The organism is Sphingomonas sp. PAMC26645 (genome assembly GCF_004795835.1).
Taxonomy (GTDB): Bacteria; Pseudomonadota; Alphaproteobacteria; order Sphingomonadales; family Sphingomonadaceae; genus Sphingomonas.
The window spans coordinates 2,660,624-2,677,170 of record NZ_CP039249.1; the positions used below are offsets into that span (position 1 = coordinate 2,660,624).

Here is a 16,547-nt window from a genome sequence, read left to right on the forward strand (position 1 = left end):
GTGACGCGCTGCCGAAGGGCGCTGCGTCCTCGGTGCCCTGCCCGGATACGAGAGTGTCGCACGGACGGGCGGGGCACCTCGTTCATTTCTAATTCACCCTCGAACGGCATATCGCGAAGTAGAGGCATCGCCCAAGTAACGCGTACCTTCAGCGCCCCGTCGGTTTCAGTCACACGGACGGACGGGGCGCTATTTCGCTCCGGTTAAGCCAAGCCCTGCCGCGACAACCGTGCATCGATCAGGTCGAGCTCGCGCCCGAGTTGCTCCGCTAGTTCGACGCCAATCTCCCGGCGTCGTGCAAGGTCGAAGATCGCGTTGCGCTCAGCACGTACCGCCGCAAGCCGCATGTCCCGTTCGATTTTGACGTCGCCTTGCCGCGCGCGGTCCTCCGGCCGCGACGACAGGCTGTCGATGCGTTCGCGGTACTGGTCCATCAGGCGCGCCGCGACATCGGTGAAACGGTCCGGATCGTCGCGCCCCTCGGCCATCCGATGTTGGACGCGGTCGAGTTCGGCGATCGCGGCGTTGGCAGCGACCAGCCGCGCCTGATCGCGTGCGGCACCAATACCGGTTTCGGGCGGCAGGCTGAGGCCCCGCAGCAGCAACGGTAGCGCGACGGCGGCAATGATTAGCGACGACAGGATGACGCCCGACGCAAGGAAGATAACGAGATCGCGCGCCGGGAAGGGCGTACCGTCGGCGAGGCTCAACGGAAGCGTGAGCGCGCCTGCCAAGGTGATGGCACCACGCGCGCCCGCGCACGACATCGCCGCAATGATCCGCCGTGGTGGGCTTTCGCCCGCGGTCGTATCGTTGCGACGCCGTGCTCGGAGAAGCGTGAACTGGAGTGAAACCCAGACCCAGCCGTAGCGAAGGATCGCCAACCCGGCGACGACGGCAATGACATAGACGGCCAACCACCACGGGCTGACATGCCCGGTCGACGTAACGGTGTCGCGAGCGCGAACGAACACTTCGGGCAGTTGCTCGCCGAGCAGAACGAAGATCACGCCGTTCAGGGTGAACTGCAGCATGTCCCACACGGCGCGCCTGCGGATGCGCGTTCCGGCGGCGACCGCGGTGGTCGCGTCGGTAAAGGTCATGGCAATACCCGCGGCGGCGGCGGCGAGGACGCCAGACGCATGGATGTGTTCGGCCAGTAGATAGGCGGCGAACGGGATCAGCAGGCTGACGAGGATATTAGATCCGGCTTCGTCACCGAACCGCCGCGCGAAAGCGCTCTTGGTCGCGACGATGCCGAGCGCGACCCCGACACCGATCGCGACGCCCGCAATGGCCATCCACGCGAACGTCGCGGCGGCATCGGCGAACGAGAAGGTGCCGGTCAGTACGGCGGCGATCGCAAAGCGAACGCAGACCAGGCCGGACGCGTCGTTCAGCAACGCCTCGCCTTCGAGGATATGCATCATCCGCTTCGGGATCGGCGCGTTCTGGGCGACCGCGGAGACGGCGATAGGATCGGTCGGCGACACTACCGCTGCGAGTGCGAACGCGACGCCGAGCGGCATCGCCGGGATCAGCCAGTGCACGAACAAGCCCATGCCCAGCACGGTGAGGAAGACGAGCCCCAGTGCGAGCCCCAAAACCGCCCCGCGATCGCGAAAGAGTTCGTCCTTGGGAATGCGCCAGCCATCGAGGAACAGGAGCGGCGGCACGAGCAGCAGGAAGAAGAGTTCGGGATCGAGTTCGACCCGGACATGCGCAACCATGCCGATGAGTGCGCCGAGCGCGATCTGTACGAGCGGACGCGGTAGTGCCGACGGCAGCATGCGCGACGCGATGCCGCTCACCACGACGGCGAGCAACATGAACAGGCACAAGGTCACAATCTGCAAACCGGACTCCCCAAGGTTTTGGACGCGCAGCAAGCACGCAGGCGCGCGATCAACAGGACCGGCAGGTAGTCTCGATCAGATAGCAGTAAATCGGAAATTTCGGAAGCGTGCGCTACCTCTTCCCGCAGCGTTTACCCCGGCCGGAGCATCACGAAGCCGCCGCGGACGTCGTGGTGGTAAACCCGAAACCTCGATCCGCCGATCGAACCGGCGCCAAGTCCGGTCGCCATCTCCGCTCATGGCGTACGTGACGATGTGGCGGTTGTTGGTCACGCGGATCCACATCGAACGGCCATGCGGGTTGGCGGGGCGGCCGCGCTGGGCGCCACATTGATGCGTGACGAAACGATCCCCGTCGAGGCCAAGACCGCAATAAAGCTTGTCGTCGTAGAACAGGAGGAGCCCAACAGTGGTGCCGGGAGTCGCAGTCGAAGCGGTTCCGCGTATCCCCGGCGATCAGCTACAGCGGAGATGAGTTCACGGGCGCGGAGCCGTTAGCGGCGAGGTCAGCGTGTTGCCGGAGATCGATGCGCGCTTTGCCTAGCTGGGACGCAGGCGAAAAAACTCCATTTCGTGCCAAGCGCGAGCTTCTCGAAATTGTCGGATTTGCTTGGCCGTGCGAGACTGCGGCGCCACCCTTTGGCTTGGTGAGCGGCATCGAGTGGTCGCCGCCCTTCATGCGGAACCAGCCGTATGCGGTCCATTCGGGGCCCTCGGATGAGAAGCCGTCGACGATCCAGTCTTCTGGATAGCACTACTGATCATAGACTTTCGACAGAGCCGACCGTCGAAAGGCCGTCCGCTGCAAGGCAGATACGATCGACGCCCAGGAGGAAGAGCCACATCCTCGCCATCGATGGCGGCTGGCTCGCTCGGTGACGTTCGTCCCGGCACGGAAGCGGGGGCCAGTCTCAACCTGATGGGAAGGGGCTTCCGCTGGCGTATCCATCGTGGCACGCACGCTTCACCACGACCAAGCAAGGCCGTCCTCCCTTTGCTGGGCGGATCAGACGAAGGGGCAATATGACGAAATTCCTGGCGTTCGGCGAGATCATGTTGCGGCTTTCCCCGCCAGGTCGTGAGTTGCTGTTGCAGACGCCGAAGCTCGACGTTTGGGTCGCAGGCGCCGAGGCGAACGTCGTGACGCAGCTTGCACGGCTCAACCACGACGTCGGGATGGCAACGATGGTCCCCGACAATGATCTCGGCCGCGCGGCGATCACGACGTTGCGTGGGCACGGTGTCGACACGTCGACGATCACACTGGGCGGTGACCGGATGGGGCTGTATTTCGTGACGTCGGGCGCGGGCCTTCGCGCCACAGAAGTCATCTACGACCGGGCTTGGTCGTCGTTCGCGCAGGCACCTGCTGACACCTGGGACTGGACTTCGCTGCTCGACGGCGTCGATCGGTTACATTTGTCCGGCATCACCCCGGCGCTCGGCCCGGTCCCGGCGGAAGCGGCGCTGGCCGCGGTTCGTGCCGCGACCGAACGCGGGATTGCGGTCTCGTTCGACGGCAATTGGCGGGGCAAGCTGTGGGAACGGTGGGACTCGAACCCGCGCGCGATCCTGACGCAACTCGTCGAGCATGCGGACCTGATGTTCGGCAATCACCGCGACATCGCCCTGCTGCTCGATCGCGACTTCTCCGGCGAGGCCGAGGATCGCCGCCGCGAAGCGACGGAGGCGGCGTTCGCTGCGTTTCCTCGCTTGCAGACGATCGCGTCGACCGCGCGTCATGTCGAACACGTCGATCTCCACCGCCTTTCCGCGAGGATCGATACGCGCGACGCTAGCGTTCAGACCGACGAGGTCGTGCTGGCCGGTATCGTCGATCGGATCGGCGGCGGCGACGCGTTCGCGGCGGGTATCCTGCATGGCCTGCGGTTAGGCAAGGACATCGCCGAAACCGCGCGCGTCGGCTTGGCACTCGCGGCGCTGAAACACTCGTTGCCCGGCGATGCGAGCCTGTTCCGTCAAGCGGATATCGACGCATATCTGGCCGGCGGCCTCGATGTCCGGCGATGACTGGACGCCTGGGGCGGCGATAGGTGCCGGTGCCGAACTGGTCCTGGCCAGTGGGGCCAGGGCGAATGCGCGTGCTCGGTGCGTTGCCGAACGCGACGCGCACGGCAACGCTCTACGGCCTGTCGAAGCGCGCGTATAACGGCACGCTCTATTACGAGGACAAGACGTTCAGCGCGCGCGGATCCGTCAGCTATCGCAGTCCGTACATCGACGGCAGTTCGGCGACGGGCAACCTGTTCGAGGGGTATGATTCGACCTTGAACGTCGGTGTAGTCTGAATCCGCAAGCGATCCGGTGGCGCACTCCTGGCGAGAGTGCGCCACCGATCAGATCTCGTCAGGGCTGAAACCGAGCGCTGCGATCAAGGCCGAGCGGGCACGGAGACACTGCTCCCAAAGATGTGGATTGCCCAGATCATCGGGCGCAATCGCTTCGGGCCATTCGCGCGCAATGACGGCCTCGATCCGGTCACAGGCCGCATCATCGAGCAGGAAGCGGCGATCGATCGCCGCAAACGCTTCCGCATCGACCTGAACGCGAAGCCGGAGACACGCGGGACCGCCGCCATTGCGCATCGATTCGCGGACGTCGACGATCTCCAGTCGGGTGATCGGCCCCCCGGCTGCGATCAATTCCGACAGCCAAGTCCAGACATCGACATGCTCACGTGCTTCGGCCGGCAGGACAAGGGTCATTCCTCCATCCGGCATCGTGACCAGCTGGGAATTGAACAGATACGTCCGGATTGCCGTGTCGAGGCTCACGCGATCCGACGGAACCTCGACGATCACAGCATCAGGGACGAGCGCCGCCACCGCATCGTACAGTGCGCGAGGGTCGGCGAACGCCTGCTCATGCGCGAACAGGACGTGACCGTTGGCCACTGCGACAACGTCATTATGGAAAGCACCCGCCGCGATCGCCGCCTCGCTTTGCCGAACCATCAGCGTATGGCGGGGATCGAGGCCGTGGCGGCGTGCTACCGCCTCGCTCGCACTGCGGTGCTGACGCGAGGGGAAGCCACCAGCCTGACCCTCGCCATAGACGAACATCTCTACCGCCACACCGCCGGCGGGCGAGACCAGCCGCATGAAGTTGGCTGCGCCTTCATCCCCGAACGCGGCGGGCAGGGGGGGATGCACCCGGAAATACCGCGCGTCCGAAAACGCAAGGCGGAGTTGTCGTTCGGTCTGCACTGCCTCGATCGCGCGGTGCGGCATCGTCGACAGGTTCGCGACCGAGATATGGCATAGGCCGTCACCCGTGTCGGTGGCCGGGGACACCGTGCCCGCATTCGCCGTCCACATCGACGACGCCGACATCGCGTTGGCGACGAGCGCTCTGTCGGCAGCCCATGCGGACGCCAGGAGGTCCGCATCGGAACCCGCGAACCCTAGCGTCCTCAGCCAATCAACTTGCGGCCTGACGTGCGGCAGAAAGACGCCTTGCTTCAGGCCTATCGCCATCAGGCGACGCATCTTGCCCATGCCCTGAAGCGCGGCAAGACGGGGGGCGGACACCGCACCGGCGTTTGCGGACGACGCGCGGTTGCCGATCGAGAGCCCCGCGTAATTATGCGTCGGACCGACGATTCCATCGAAATTGACCTCGATCACGGCATCACTCCTCGTCCCGTCGGTCTCGGTGTTTGCCACCGCCGTCCCGCGAATGGCAGGCCGATAGCCGGAATTGCCGACAGGGTAAAAGGTGCCGTGCCCGATGGAGGATAGCTATCAGGCAGCGCCAACGGTCTCGAGCGACGGGGCGGGTTAGCGCGATAGGCTTCCGCTCCGCGCCATCAAGCGCCTGTGCGTGGCAACCGTGCGACGGTGCGAGGTTCCGATCCGCTGGTGTCTGTGGCACATCCTTCGGCATGGGTGGGGTAACACGAGCAGCAACTTGGCTGCGCAACGGCGCTTTCGGCGCGATCGCAATGCTGTCCGTCGGCGGACCGGCGGTCGCGCAGGACGACGCAGGGTTTCAGTCGTATATGCGCGAACTGCGTCAGCAGGCGCTGGCCGATGGTGTCAGCGCGCGTACGGCGGATGCGGTCTTTCCGACGCTGACGCTCAACCCCCGCGTGATCGAACTCGACCGGGCACAGCCGGGCGCAACGAACTCCAGCGCGATACCCGCCTTCGCGCCGTATCGAACGCAGCATGTCGACGCGGCACGGATCGCTCGCGGTCGCCAGACCTATCAGGCGCAACGCTATCGGCTCCAGCGGATCGAGCAGCAGACCGGCGTTCCCGAATCGGTCATGGTCGCGATCTGGGGCCATGAGACGAACTACGGCAGCTATACCGGCGACTTCGACCTCCTGCGGTCGCTCGCGAGCCTGGCCTATGAAGGCCGGCGGAGGTCGCTGTTCGCGGGCGAGTTCATCGCCGGGTTGAAGATGCTCGATCGCGGCGTGACGCGGTCGCAGCTGAAGGGAAGCTGGGCAGGGGCCACGGGCAACCCGCAGTTCCTGCCGTCCATCTACCTGCGGATCGCACGAGACGGCGATGGCGATGGCCGCGCGGATATATGGAACAGCCCCGCCGATACGCTCGCGTCGATCGGCAACTATTTCGTCGACGCCGGCTGGCGTGCTGGTCAGCCCTGGGGGGTCGTGGTCAACGTGCCCGCCGGGTTCGACCGATCGCAGGTCCGCAACCGCCTCGTCTCGCCGCGCTGCCCGCGCGTTTTCGAACGGCATAGCGGCTGGCGGACGATCGCCGAGTGGCGCGCCCTGGGGGTCAGCGCGCAAAGCGGTCGATCGCCGGACGGTTCGGTGATGGCGACGTTGCTCGAACCGGATGGCCCAGGCGCGACGGCGTATCTGCTGACCAGCAACTACCGCGTGATCCTCGATTACAATTGTTCGAATTTCTATGCTTTGTCGGTCGGATTGCTGGCCGATGCGGTCGAGCGCTAGGGCCCTGAGCCTGGCGTTCGCGCTCGCCGCCTGTGGTCACGCGCGCGAAAGCGGTGGCGTGATCCTATCGGCTGGCGGCGGACTGTACGGCAGCTATCAGGATACCGGCGCAGCGAGTTGGTACGGCGACGAATTGTCGGGCAACCGTACGGCATCGGGCGAGGCGTTCGATCCGGACGCGATGACCGCGGCGCATCGCACGTTGCCGCTCGGGTCTTTCGTCGAAGTCACCTCGATCGAGACCGGTCGGTCGATTTTGGTCCGCATCAACGATCGCGGTCCCGGTCGTCGTGACCGGATGATCGACCTGTCCCGTGCCGCGGCGCACATGCTCGGCACCGACCGCCATCAGGTCGCAACCGTCCGTATCCGTGCGATTGTGCCGTCCGTGCGGGACGCTTCACTGCTGCGGGCGGGTAAGGCGGTCGCTCTGCAACCCGCCGCCTATACTCGCGCGATGAGCACCGACACCCTGCCGTCTCGTGCGCCGATGACGCTGGTACCCGGCCGTCGGTATCTGTTGCAGGTCGCGACCTTCTCGAACGAAGCGCGCGCGACCGCGTTGGCCAAGCGCCTCGATGCCGACGTGGTCGAAGGCGGTGGCCTGTACCGCGTCCGCGTCGGCCCGTTCAAAGATGCTATCAGCCTGCAACGCGCGCGTGACGCGGTCGCCGAGCGCGGCTATGGCGATGCCCAGGTCCTGCCCACGGATTGAGTTCCCTTTTGCTCACGGAATACCCCATGAAGAAGCTGATCGTCGCACCGCTTGCCGCCCTCGCGCTGGCGCATCCGTCCATCGCCGCTGCGCCGCAGTTCCAGACCGCCGCGCCGATCGCGTACATGGAGGATCTGTCCTCAGGCGCAGTGTTGTTCTCGCGTGATGCCGACCGCCGCATGCCGCCGGCGTCGCTCGCCAAGATGATGACGGTGTATGTCGCGTTCGACATGGTCAAGAAGGGCGAGTTGAAGCTCGACCAGATGATGACCGTGCGCCCCGAGACCTGGGCGAAATGGCATGGCCCAACAGCGGGTTCGACGATGTTCCTGTCCTCGGGTGAGAACGTCAGCGTCGCCAACCTGCTTTACGGCATCGTCACGCTATCAGGTAACGACGCGTGCATCGTGCTTGCCGAAGGGATCTCCGGTTCCGAACAGGCATTTACCGAGCGTATGAACCGCAAGGCAGCCGAACTCGGCCTCAAGGACAGCCATTTCGGCACCGCGAACGGTTGGCCCGACAACGGCGTCACCTACGTCACCGCGCATGACCTTGCCGAGCTCGCTGCCGCGACGATCAACAACTATCCAGATCTCTACAAGCAGTTCTACTCGAAGCGCGACTTCACCTGGGGCAAGACGATGGGCGGCAGCGCCATCACCCAGGCAAATCGCGATCCGATCCTCGGTCGCGTCGCCGGTGCCGATGGCTTGAAGACCGGGCATACCGAGGAGGCGGGCTACGGCTTCACCGGCTCGGCCGTGCAAAACGGGCGCCGCCTGGTCATGGTCGTCGCCGGTCTGACGAGCGCCGGGCAGCGTGCAGAGGAATCAGTGCGCTTCATGGAATGGGGCTTTCGCGCATGGCAGTCGAAGCCGATCGTCGCCAAGGGCAAGAAGGTCGAGACCGCAGCGGTCCAGCTCGGCGATGCCTCGTCGGTCGGTCTCGTCGCGCCAAAGGCGCTGACCGTAACGCTGCCCGCTGGTACCTCGCCTAACCTTACTGCCAAGGTCGTGTACGAGGGCCCGATCAAGGCGCCGATCAAGGCTGGCCAGCACATTGCAGATCTCGTCGTAACGACGTCGGACGGCCTGCAGCAGCGCATGCCGCTCGTCGCAGACAAGGATGTCGCCGTTGCCGGCTTCTTCGGACGTGCCTGGGCTGGCCTGACCGGGTTCTTCGGATGACGATGCATGTCCCGGACGCGCGACGGGCATGACTGAAATATTCGGCAACGCCGCCGCGCAGTCCGCTTTCCTTGCGGCGATGCGTGGCGGCGCGCTGCATCACGCCTGGCTGCTGACCGGACCGCAAGGCGTCGGCAAGGCGAGTTTCGCGCGGCTGGCGGCGAGGCGGATGCTGGCTGACGGCGCCAATCCCGATGCCACTCCGGCTGGGTTCGACGTGCCGCAGGGCGACCGCACGCGGTCGTTGATCGAGGCGGGGTCTCACCCGGACTACCGCGTGCTCGCGCGCCTTCCGAAGGATCCGGAGAAACCCGACCAGGACTTGGCGCGAAGCATCACCATCGCGCAGGTCCGCACGCTCCAGCCGCTGTTCGCGACGACGCCATCGATGAGTGCGCGCCGCGTGGTGGTGATCGATGCGATCGACGATCTCGAACGCGGCGGTGCCAATGCGTTGCTCAAGAACCTCGAGGAGCCGCCCGCTGGAACGATATTCCTGCTCGTCAGCCACGCACCCGGGCGACTGCTGCCGACGATCCGGTCGCGGTGTCGATTGCTGCGGTTCGAAGCACTGGGCCAAGACGAGGTGACGAAGGCGATCCGCGTACTCCGCCCCGAAGCGGATGACGAAGAGGTCGCCGCGCTCGTCCGTGCCAGCGACGGGGCGCCGGGCAGGGCGCTACGCTATGCCGGCCTGGACATCGCCGGCATCGACAGCGCGCTTGCCGAGATCGCGCGCGACGGTGACCGTGATAATGGCCGGCGCCTGAAGTTGGCAAAAGCGCTGGGGAGCAAGACGTCGCAACCGCGATACGAGGCGTTCCTGGACCGCGCGCAAGCCTTTGTCGCGGACGAGGCGCGCACGCGATCCGGACCCGCTTTGCGTACCGCGCTCGATGCCCATGCGGCTGCGCGCGATCTTGCCGGCGCGGCGGTTGGACTTTCGCTGGACGCGCAGGCGACCGTCTTCGAAATGGCCGGAATCGTCGCATCGCTGCGTCAGTAAGCGGCGGAATCGTCCAAGCATCCCGGCCGGGCTATAGCGCGGGCTTCACCTGATCGGACCGATGCTCTAGGAGCGCGGCATGGCCGACCCCTTTTATATCACCACCGCGATCCACTATCCCAATGGCCGTCCGCATATCGGCCATGCCTATGAGATGATTGCCGCCGACGCGATCGCCCGGTTCCAACGTCAAGCCGGACGCGACGTACTGTTCCAGACCGGTACCGACGAGCATGGCCTGAAGATGGCGCAGGCCGCGCGCGACCGGGGCATTCCGGTACGCGCGTTCGCAGACGAGATGTCGTCGCATTTCAGCGTGATGGCGGATCGTCTTGGCATCTCCTATGACCGTTTCATTCGTACCGTGGACACGGATCACTATGCCGCAAGCCGTGCCATCTGGCAGGCTATGGCGGACTCGGGCGATCTGTATCTGGATCGCTACGAGGGCTGGTATTCGGTCCGCGACGAAGCGTTCTACGATGAATCCGAACTGACCGGGGAGGGCGACGATCGCCGTTCGCCGCAAGGTACGCCGGTCGAATGGACCGCCGAGGAAACGTGGTTCTTCCGCCTGTCGAAATACCAGCAGCCCCTGCTCGATCTCTACGCCGCCAACCCGGACTTTATCCGCCCCGAAAGCCGCCGCAACGAGGTGATGCGCTTCGTCGAGGGTGGCCTGAAGGATCTGTCGGTGTCGCGTACCAGCTTCGACTGGGGCGTGCCGGTGCCTGATAGCCCCGGCCACGTCATGTATGTGTGGGTCGACGCGCTTACGAACTATCTGACCGGTATCGGTTATCCCGACATGACGGGCGACAAGGCGAAGTTCTGGCCCGCCGACATTCATTTGATCGGCAAGGATATCGTCCGGTTCCACGCCGTGTACTGGCCCGCGTTCCTGTTGTCCGCGAACATTCCGTTGCCGAAAAGCGTGTTCGGTCACGGCTTCCTGCTCACACGCGGGGAAAAGATGTCCAAGTCGGTCGGCAACGTCGTCGATCCGATGGCGTTGGCAGACGCATTCGGCGTCGACGCCCTCCGGTATTTCTTCCTGCGGGAGGTCAGCTTCGGTCAGGACGGGAGCTATTCTCCCGAGGCAATCGTGACCCGTGTGAACGCCGAACTGGCGAACAGCTTCGGCAATCTGGCGCAGCGGACTTTGTCGTTCATCGCCAAGAACTTGGAAGGCGTGTTTCCTTCTGCTGGCACGGTCCAGGAAGCGGATGGCATGTTGATCGAGGAGGTCATCGTCGCATGTGCGGGCTTCAAGGCAGGGTTTACGGATCTGGCCTTGTCGCAGGGTATCGAGGCCTGGATGCGTGGCGTGTTCGCTTGCAACCAGTATATCGACGCACAGGCGCCTTGGGCACTGCGCAAGACCGATCCCGACCGGATGCACGCCGTGTTGCGCACGCTGGTGCGCGCGATCCGCATGCTGGCGATCGCGATCCTGCCGGTCGTGCCGGACTCTGCCGGTAAGGTTCTTGATCAGATCGGCGCGGTCGAGCGCGATCATGCCGCGATCGACGATGATCGCTGGTACGACCGGGTGGCTGCGTCCGACTTCCGGATCGCACCGCCATCCCCCGTCTTCCCCCGTCTCGAATTGCCCGCGGAGGCCTGATGCTCGCCGACAGCCATTGCCACCTCAACTACAAGGGGCTCGTCGAGGATCAGCAAGCCGTACTTGCACGGGCGCGCGCGCGGGGCGTGACGGCGATGCTCAACATCTCGACCCGCGAGAGCGAGTGGGATGATATCGTCGCGACTGCCGAGCGCGAACCCGACGTCTGGGCGACGATTGGCATCCATCCGAACGAGGCGGACACCTATCCCGACGTCGATGCCGCCAAGCTGATCGAACGGGCACGTCATCCTCGCGTGGTAGGATTGGGCGAAAGTGGCCTGGACTATTTCCGCGACACGTCCGATCGCGCCCGCCAGCAAGCGAGCTTTCGCGCGCACATAACGGCATCACGCGAGACCGGGTTGCCGATCGTCGTCCATACGCGCGATGCCGAGGACGATACCGCCGCGATCATGGCCGAGGAAATGGGGAAGGGGGCCTATCCCGGCGTCATCCACTGCTTCACCGCAAGCGGAGCTTTCGCCGACAAGGCGTTGGACATGGGCCTTTATATCTCGATATCGGGTATCGTCACGTTCAAGAACGCACGTGATCTGCAAGAGACCGCCACGCGCTTGCCCATCGAGAGGCTTCTGATCGAGACCGACGCACCGTTTCTCGCGCCCGTGCCGCATCGTGGCAAGACCGGAGAGCCCGGCTTCGTCGCCGACACGGCGAAATTCCTGGCCGACTTGCGCGGTGAGGATGTCGAGGAATTATCGCGTCGTACGGCCGAGAATTTCCACACGCTGTTCGGCAAGACGCGCGCATGAGGATCACGATTCTCGGATCGGGCACGTCGTCCGGCGTCCCGCGGATCGGTAACGACTGGGGCGATTGCGACCCTGCCGAACCACGCAACCGCCGCACGCGCGCGTCCGCGCTGATCGAGCATGATGGTACGCGCATCCTGATCGACACGAGCCCGGACATGCGCGAGCAACTTCTCGCGGCCGACGTCGACCGGGTCGACGCCGTTATCTGGACGCACGATCACGCGGATCACTGCCACGGTATCGACGATCTGCGCCAACTCTACCACGCTGCGGGAACGCCGGTACGCGGCTATGCGCGACCCGCCACGCTCGCGGCGCTGGACGCACGTTTCACCTATGCATTCCACGGCCGAGCGGGCTACCCGCCGACGATCGCGGCAGAAACGCTACCCGATCGGCTGACGATAGGCGGGATCGAAATTCGTGTTACCGATCAACCTCACGGTAACATCCACGCGGCTGGACTGCGGTTCGAAGGAGGCGGCGCTTCGATCGGATATGCTACCGATTTCAATATCATGACCGACGATATGGCCAGGCTTTACGAAGAACTCGACGTCTGGGTCGTCGATGCGTTGCGGCGACGACCGCATCCGACGCATATGGAATTGCCGGCCGTGCTCGGATGGGTCGACCGACTGCGGCCGGGGCGCACCGCGCTTATCCACATGGACCACAGCATGGACTATGCGAGCTTGGTCTCCGAACTTCCGAAGGGCGTTGAGCCCGGTTATGACGGGCTCGTGCTCGACGCATGACCGGTGACCGTGCAGCCCAGTTCGCGCTGTACGCCGTGATGCTGATCCTGCCGCTGTCGGCGCTGGTTGCGCGGCGAAGCGCCGTCAAGCCGATGCTCAAGATGGCGCTGGCATGGGTAGGCATCTTCGCCGTCGGTCTCCTGATTGCGAGCCAGCGCGATCGACTGTCCGGCGTCATTGCGATGTTCGACGATCAACAGGTCAGCGGAACGGAAACGCGCATACGCATGGCAGACGACGGTCATTTCTGGGCGAATGTGGAGATCAACGGGGTCGGTCGACGCATGCTGATCGATAGCGGCGCCACGACGACCGCATTGTCGACGCAGACCGCAAAGGCGGCCGGCCTGGACCTGAGCAAAAGTCCGTTTCCCGTAATTCTTTCAACTGCCAACGGCCAGGTCACCGCACGGTCGGCGACCGCGAAACGCGTAGTCGTCGGCAATATCGTCATGACCGACTTAGGAATCGTGACGTCGCCGGCTTTCGAAAAGACGGACATTCTCGGCATGAACTTTCTGTCGCGCCTGGGTTCGTGGCAAGTCGTCGGAAAGACGCTGGTCCTGACGCCGATACCGCCACGTATTTAACATAATGTATATTATCGATCTCAGTGTTGTGTGAGGCACATCGTTTGAATCGGAGGTGTTCCTAGGCGTGTCGGCAGCCCGAACAGCTTACGTGTAATGACGACGCCCTGCTCGTCATGAGCGCTCATCCCTGGCTCAGCGTATGCGATTCAAAGGTGAACGCTGCCAATGATAGCGCCACCGATCCGGCACGATACCGTATCGAAGGTATCGTCCGGCGTATGAAGAGGCTGAGGCAGCGCCACGCCGCGCTGCCTCCGCCCCGTCCTTGCGCGCTACCTCGCGCTGGCAAGCGCTGCGGCGATCTCCGCGGACTTCGCCTGCCGCAATACACCGCAGTGGCGAATGCTCTCCAGCGTACGCTCGTAGTTCAGCAATCCGACGTTAGCCTTGCGGATCGAGGCACCGACCTTGGCATCGATCCGGTCCGCCTGATCGGCACCGCACTGGACCGCGAGCGCTTGCGGCAGGCGGCTGGTGATGAAGATGCCGTTGCCACCGGCGAGAAGCTTGTCGTAGTTCGCCAGGATCCAGTCGATGCCGAGATCTCGCGTTTCCGCATTGCCGGCGACGCCGAAGATCAGCCCGATCCTGTCATAGCTCCGCATCCGCTTGTCTTCGAGCGACAGGAGATAATTGGCGGCGTCGGGCCGCCCACTGGACGCAGCGGCACCAAGAGCAGCCTGGCGGAAGCCCGGGTCCTCGCTCGATAACGCCTTATCGACCAGCATCTTCGCAGCAGGCAGACCGCCCTCCTCTGCCACCACGGTCAATGCAGCTCCGAGAAAACCGGAATCGAGCGCCGCGGTGTCGCCCGCCAGGTATTTTTCCCCCGCTAACTTTAGTTTGTTGCGGACAGCCGGATCGCGCGCATCGTCCGCGACGAGATTGACCAGTTCGTGGCGCAAGTTCTGCCGGCCCGGATCGTCCTTTGCATAGGCGCCCGCTGCCGGGTTGAACCCAAGTGCGGTCAGGCGCGGTGTGTAGATCGATGCCAACAGTGCGCGGTAGGCAGGTAGCGAAGCGGCCGAGATCAGCCCCCGCGAGCGCAACCCGGCAATTCGCCGGCCGCCGTCGATGCTGGCAGTCGAGTCCGGATTTGCCGCGACTGCACGCGCTTCCGCGAACAACCATGCGGCCGGTGCCTTGCCAGCGCGGAACGCCGCCCATAGGCTGTCGGTTGTGGCTAGCGCCTCGCCCGGAGACAACGTGCCCGAAGCCGCGATCAACGCCTGCCAATCCGCCGGTGCCATGTCGAAACGGTAATAGCCCGCACCACCGACGTTCGGCATGATCACGCCTGAGGCGGGCGCGGCGATCGACGTCGTGGTCTTGTCGAGCAGCGTGCATTGCTTCGCCGCGCCGACGCGAACGCAGAACGGGATCGTCCAGCTCAATGGCGGCGGAGACGATCCCAGGAAGGCATAGCGCGACTGGGACGCGACGATGCCGTTACCCTGCCGCCGGACGTCGATAACGGGAACGCCCTGCTGGTCGACGAACGATTTCAGCGCGGACAGCACGCGCGGATCCTTCGCCGCATCCGAGATCGACTGGAAGAACTGCTCGGACGTCGCATTGCCATACGCGTGACGCTTGAGGTGAAGGCGGACCCCCGCCTTGAACTTCTCGTCGCCGAGATAGGCGGCGATCATCGCGACCACCTGCCCGCCCTTGCCGTAGGTTATGCCGTCGAACGCGGAGTCGATCTGGCCGTTGTCGGTGATCGGCTGGTGGATCGGGCGTCCCACCTCCAGCGCGTCGGTGTTCATCGTGCCGAAGCCCTCATCCAGCGCCCCGACGCCGATGTTAAGCTCGGGCCGCCATGCGTTGCCGATGCGATAGCCCATCCAGTTGGCGAAGCTTTCGTTCAGCCAGATGTCGTCCCACCACGCCGGCGTGACGAGGTCGCCGAACCATTGATGCGAGAGCTCGTGCGCGACGATCATCCCGAACGCCTGCTTGTCGGACGTCGTCGCGCCGGGCGAGAGGAAGATGATGCCGTCGCCATAGGTGTCCGCGCCCGCGTTTTCCATCGCGCCCGGCATGATCGGCGTGCCGATCTGGTCGAGCTTGGGGAACGGGAACGGCTCGCCGAAATATTGCTCGAGCAGGGACACGATGCGCGGCGTCTCCGCCATCACATAGCCCATCTTGTCCTTCTGCGCGTGCGTCGCAACGGCGCCATACGGCATCGGCGTAGGCCGTTCGGGGGTCGCCGGGATCGTTCCGGTCTGGTGAACGAACGGCCCCGTGTCGAACGCAACGAGATAGGTCGGCAATGGCTTGGTAACCGCGAGCTGATGCTTCTCCATTCCCCCGGCGACCTTCGTGACGGACACCTTCGGCGCGTTGCCGATCACGACCAGACCTGGATGCGTCGTGACGGACACGGTGAACGGCGTCTTGAAGCCAGGCTCGTCGAACCCGGGAAACGCAGCGCGTGCATCGATGCTTTCGAACTGCGTCCAGCTGTACCAGGCATCGCCGACCTTGACGTGGAACAGGCCGGAGGCGCTGTCCCCGAAACTGCCCGTATAATCGAACGCCAGCGTCGCCGCGCCGGCGGGCAGGACATTCGCGAAGTCCAGCCGCGCCGTGCCACTCTGATCGACCTGCGTGAAGATCGCCGGGGTAGCCTTGCCACCTACCATCGCGACCGCCTTGCCAATCTTCAGGTCGCGGCCGTGGATATACAGGGATTTTGTCGCAGCCTTCAGCGTGACGTCGATCTCGTCATGTCCCGAAAACCGGTCAGCCTCGGGCAAAATGGTGAAGTCGAGGCGATACGCCTTAGGTATCGCCGCATCGGACAGACGCCCCTTCGGTGCGTTCGCATCGGGTACGATCGCCGCCTTGGCGGGCGCTTCCGTCATCGCCTTCGGACTTGCATGCGCGGTCGACGACAGCAGGAGAGCGGTGAAACCGATGAGGCATGAGGCGCGCATGTGGAGATTCCCGACGAAGGTGTAGTAGGGGTGTAAGTCAGCACGGGCAGTGCCGCAAGCCTTGTCTGGCCATGCCCTCGATCCGCGCCGGGCGGAAAATTTCGAAGGTTTTCCTGTACGCCGATGA

Annotated in this window: 13 protein-coding genes; 10 read left to right on the plus strand and 3 right to left on the minus strand. The window is 64.5% G+C overall.

The window, feature by feature from the left end; genetic code table 11:
- Positions 1-203: 203 nt before the first annotated feature.
- Positions 204-1,856, minus strand: coding sequence for a Na+/H+ antiporter (locus E5673_RS12250; RefSeq protein ID WP_210731736.1), 1,653 nt, complete (start codon positions 1,854-1,856; stop codon positions 204-206).
- A 1,023-nt stretch (positions 1,857-2,879) separates the two neighbouring features.
- On the opposite strand from E5673_RS12250, the gene E5673_RS12260 reads away from it, so the two are divergent.
- Complete coding sequence (locus E5673_RS12260; RefSeq protein ID WP_136190223.1) at positions 2,880-3,887, plus strand: sugar kinase; 1,008 nt, start codon at positions 2,880-2,882, stop codon at positions 3,885-3,887.
- Between the two features lie 65 nt (positions 3,888-3,952).
- Positions 3,953-4,165: a hypothetical protein gene (locus E5673_RS12265; RefSeq protein ID WP_168711534.1), complete on the plus strand. Its 213-nt coding sequence runs from the start codon at positions 3,953-3,955 to the stop codon at positions 4,163-4,165.
- A 48-nt stretch (positions 4,166-4,213) separates the two neighbouring features.
- Here E5673_RS12265 and E5673_RS12270 read toward each other — a convergent pair whose 3' ends face one another.
- The gene (locus E5673_RS12270; protein ID WP_136190225.1) at positions 4,214-5,503 is read right to left on the minus strand and encodes an N-succinylarginine dihydrolase; all 1,290 of its coding nucleotides are present in this window, start codon (positions 5,501-5,503) and stop codon (positions 4,214-4,216) included.
- A gap of 317 nt (positions 5,504-5,820) precedes the next feature.
- On the opposite strand from E5673_RS12270, the gene E5673_RS12275 reads away from it, so the two are divergent.
- From E5673_RS12275 to E5673_RS12310, 8 genes are all read left to right on the plus strand, one after another.
- Positions 5,821-6,807 carry a lytic murein transglycosylase gene (locus tag E5673_RS12275; RefSeq protein WP_247599370.1) on the plus strand — a complete coding sequence of 329 codons (987 nt, stop codon included), beginning with the start codon at positions 5,821-5,823 and terminating at the stop codon, positions 6,805-6,807.
- Between the two features lie 58 nt (positions 6,808-6,865).
- A complete protein-coding gene (locus tag E5673_RS12280) occupies positions 6,866-7,522 on the plus strand; it encodes a septal ring lytic transglycosylase RlpA family protein (RefSeq protein ID WP_168711619.1) in 657 nt (218 codons plus the stop codon).
- Between the two features lie 26 nt (positions 7,523-7,548).
- Positions 7,549-8,712 (plus strand): D-alanyl-D-alanine carboxypeptidase family protein, encoded by a 1,164-nt coding sequence (locus E5673_RS12285; protein WP_056058791.1) that lies wholly within the window; start codon positions 7,549-7,551, stop codon positions 8,710-8,712.
- Positions 8,713-8,740: 28 nt separating this feature from the next.
- Complete coding sequence (locus E5673_RS12290; RefSeq protein WP_136190228.1) at positions 8,741-9,718, plus strand: AAA family ATPase; 978 nt, start codon at positions 8,741-8,743, stop codon at positions 9,716-9,718.
- A 79-nt stretch (positions 9,719-9,797) separates the two neighbouring features.
- Complete coding sequence (gene metG / locus E5673_RS12295; protein WP_136190229.1) at positions 9,798-11,345, plus strand: methionine--tRNA ligase; 1,548 nt, start codon at positions 9,798-9,800, stop codon at positions 11,343-11,345.
- Positions 11,345-12,121 (plus strand): TatD family hydrolase, encoded by a 777-nt coding sequence (locus tag E5673_RS12300; protein ID WP_136190230.1) that lies wholly within the window; start codon positions 11,345-11,347, stop codon positions 12,119-12,121. The genes metG and E5673_RS12300 overlap by 1 nt, the downstream gene beginning before the upstream one ends.
- Positions 12,118-12,882, plus strand: a complete 765-nt coding sequence (locus E5673_RS12305; protein WP_136190231.1) for an MBL fold metallo-hydrolase — start codon at positions 12,118-12,120, stop codon at positions 12,880-12,882. The genes E5673_RS12300 and E5673_RS12305 overlap by 4 nt, the downstream gene beginning before the upstream one ends.
- Before the next feature lie 38 nt (positions 12,883-12,920).
- A complete protein-coding gene (locus E5673_RS12310) occupies positions 12,921-13,472 on the plus strand; it encodes a TIGR02281 family clan AA aspartic protease (RefSeq protein ID WP_247599679.1) in 552 nt (183 codons plus the stop codon).
- 275 nt (positions 13,473-13,747) lie between these two features.
- Here the strand turns inward: E5673_RS12310 and E5673_RS12315 are convergent, their stop codons facing one another.
- Positions 13,748-16,420 carry a M1 family metallopeptidase gene (locus E5673_RS12315; protein ID WP_168711620.1) on the minus strand — a complete coding sequence of 891 codons (2,673 nt, stop codon included), beginning with the start codon at positions 16,418-16,420 and terminating at the stop codon, positions 13,748-13,750.
- Positions 16,421-16,547: the final 127 nt, after the last annotated feature.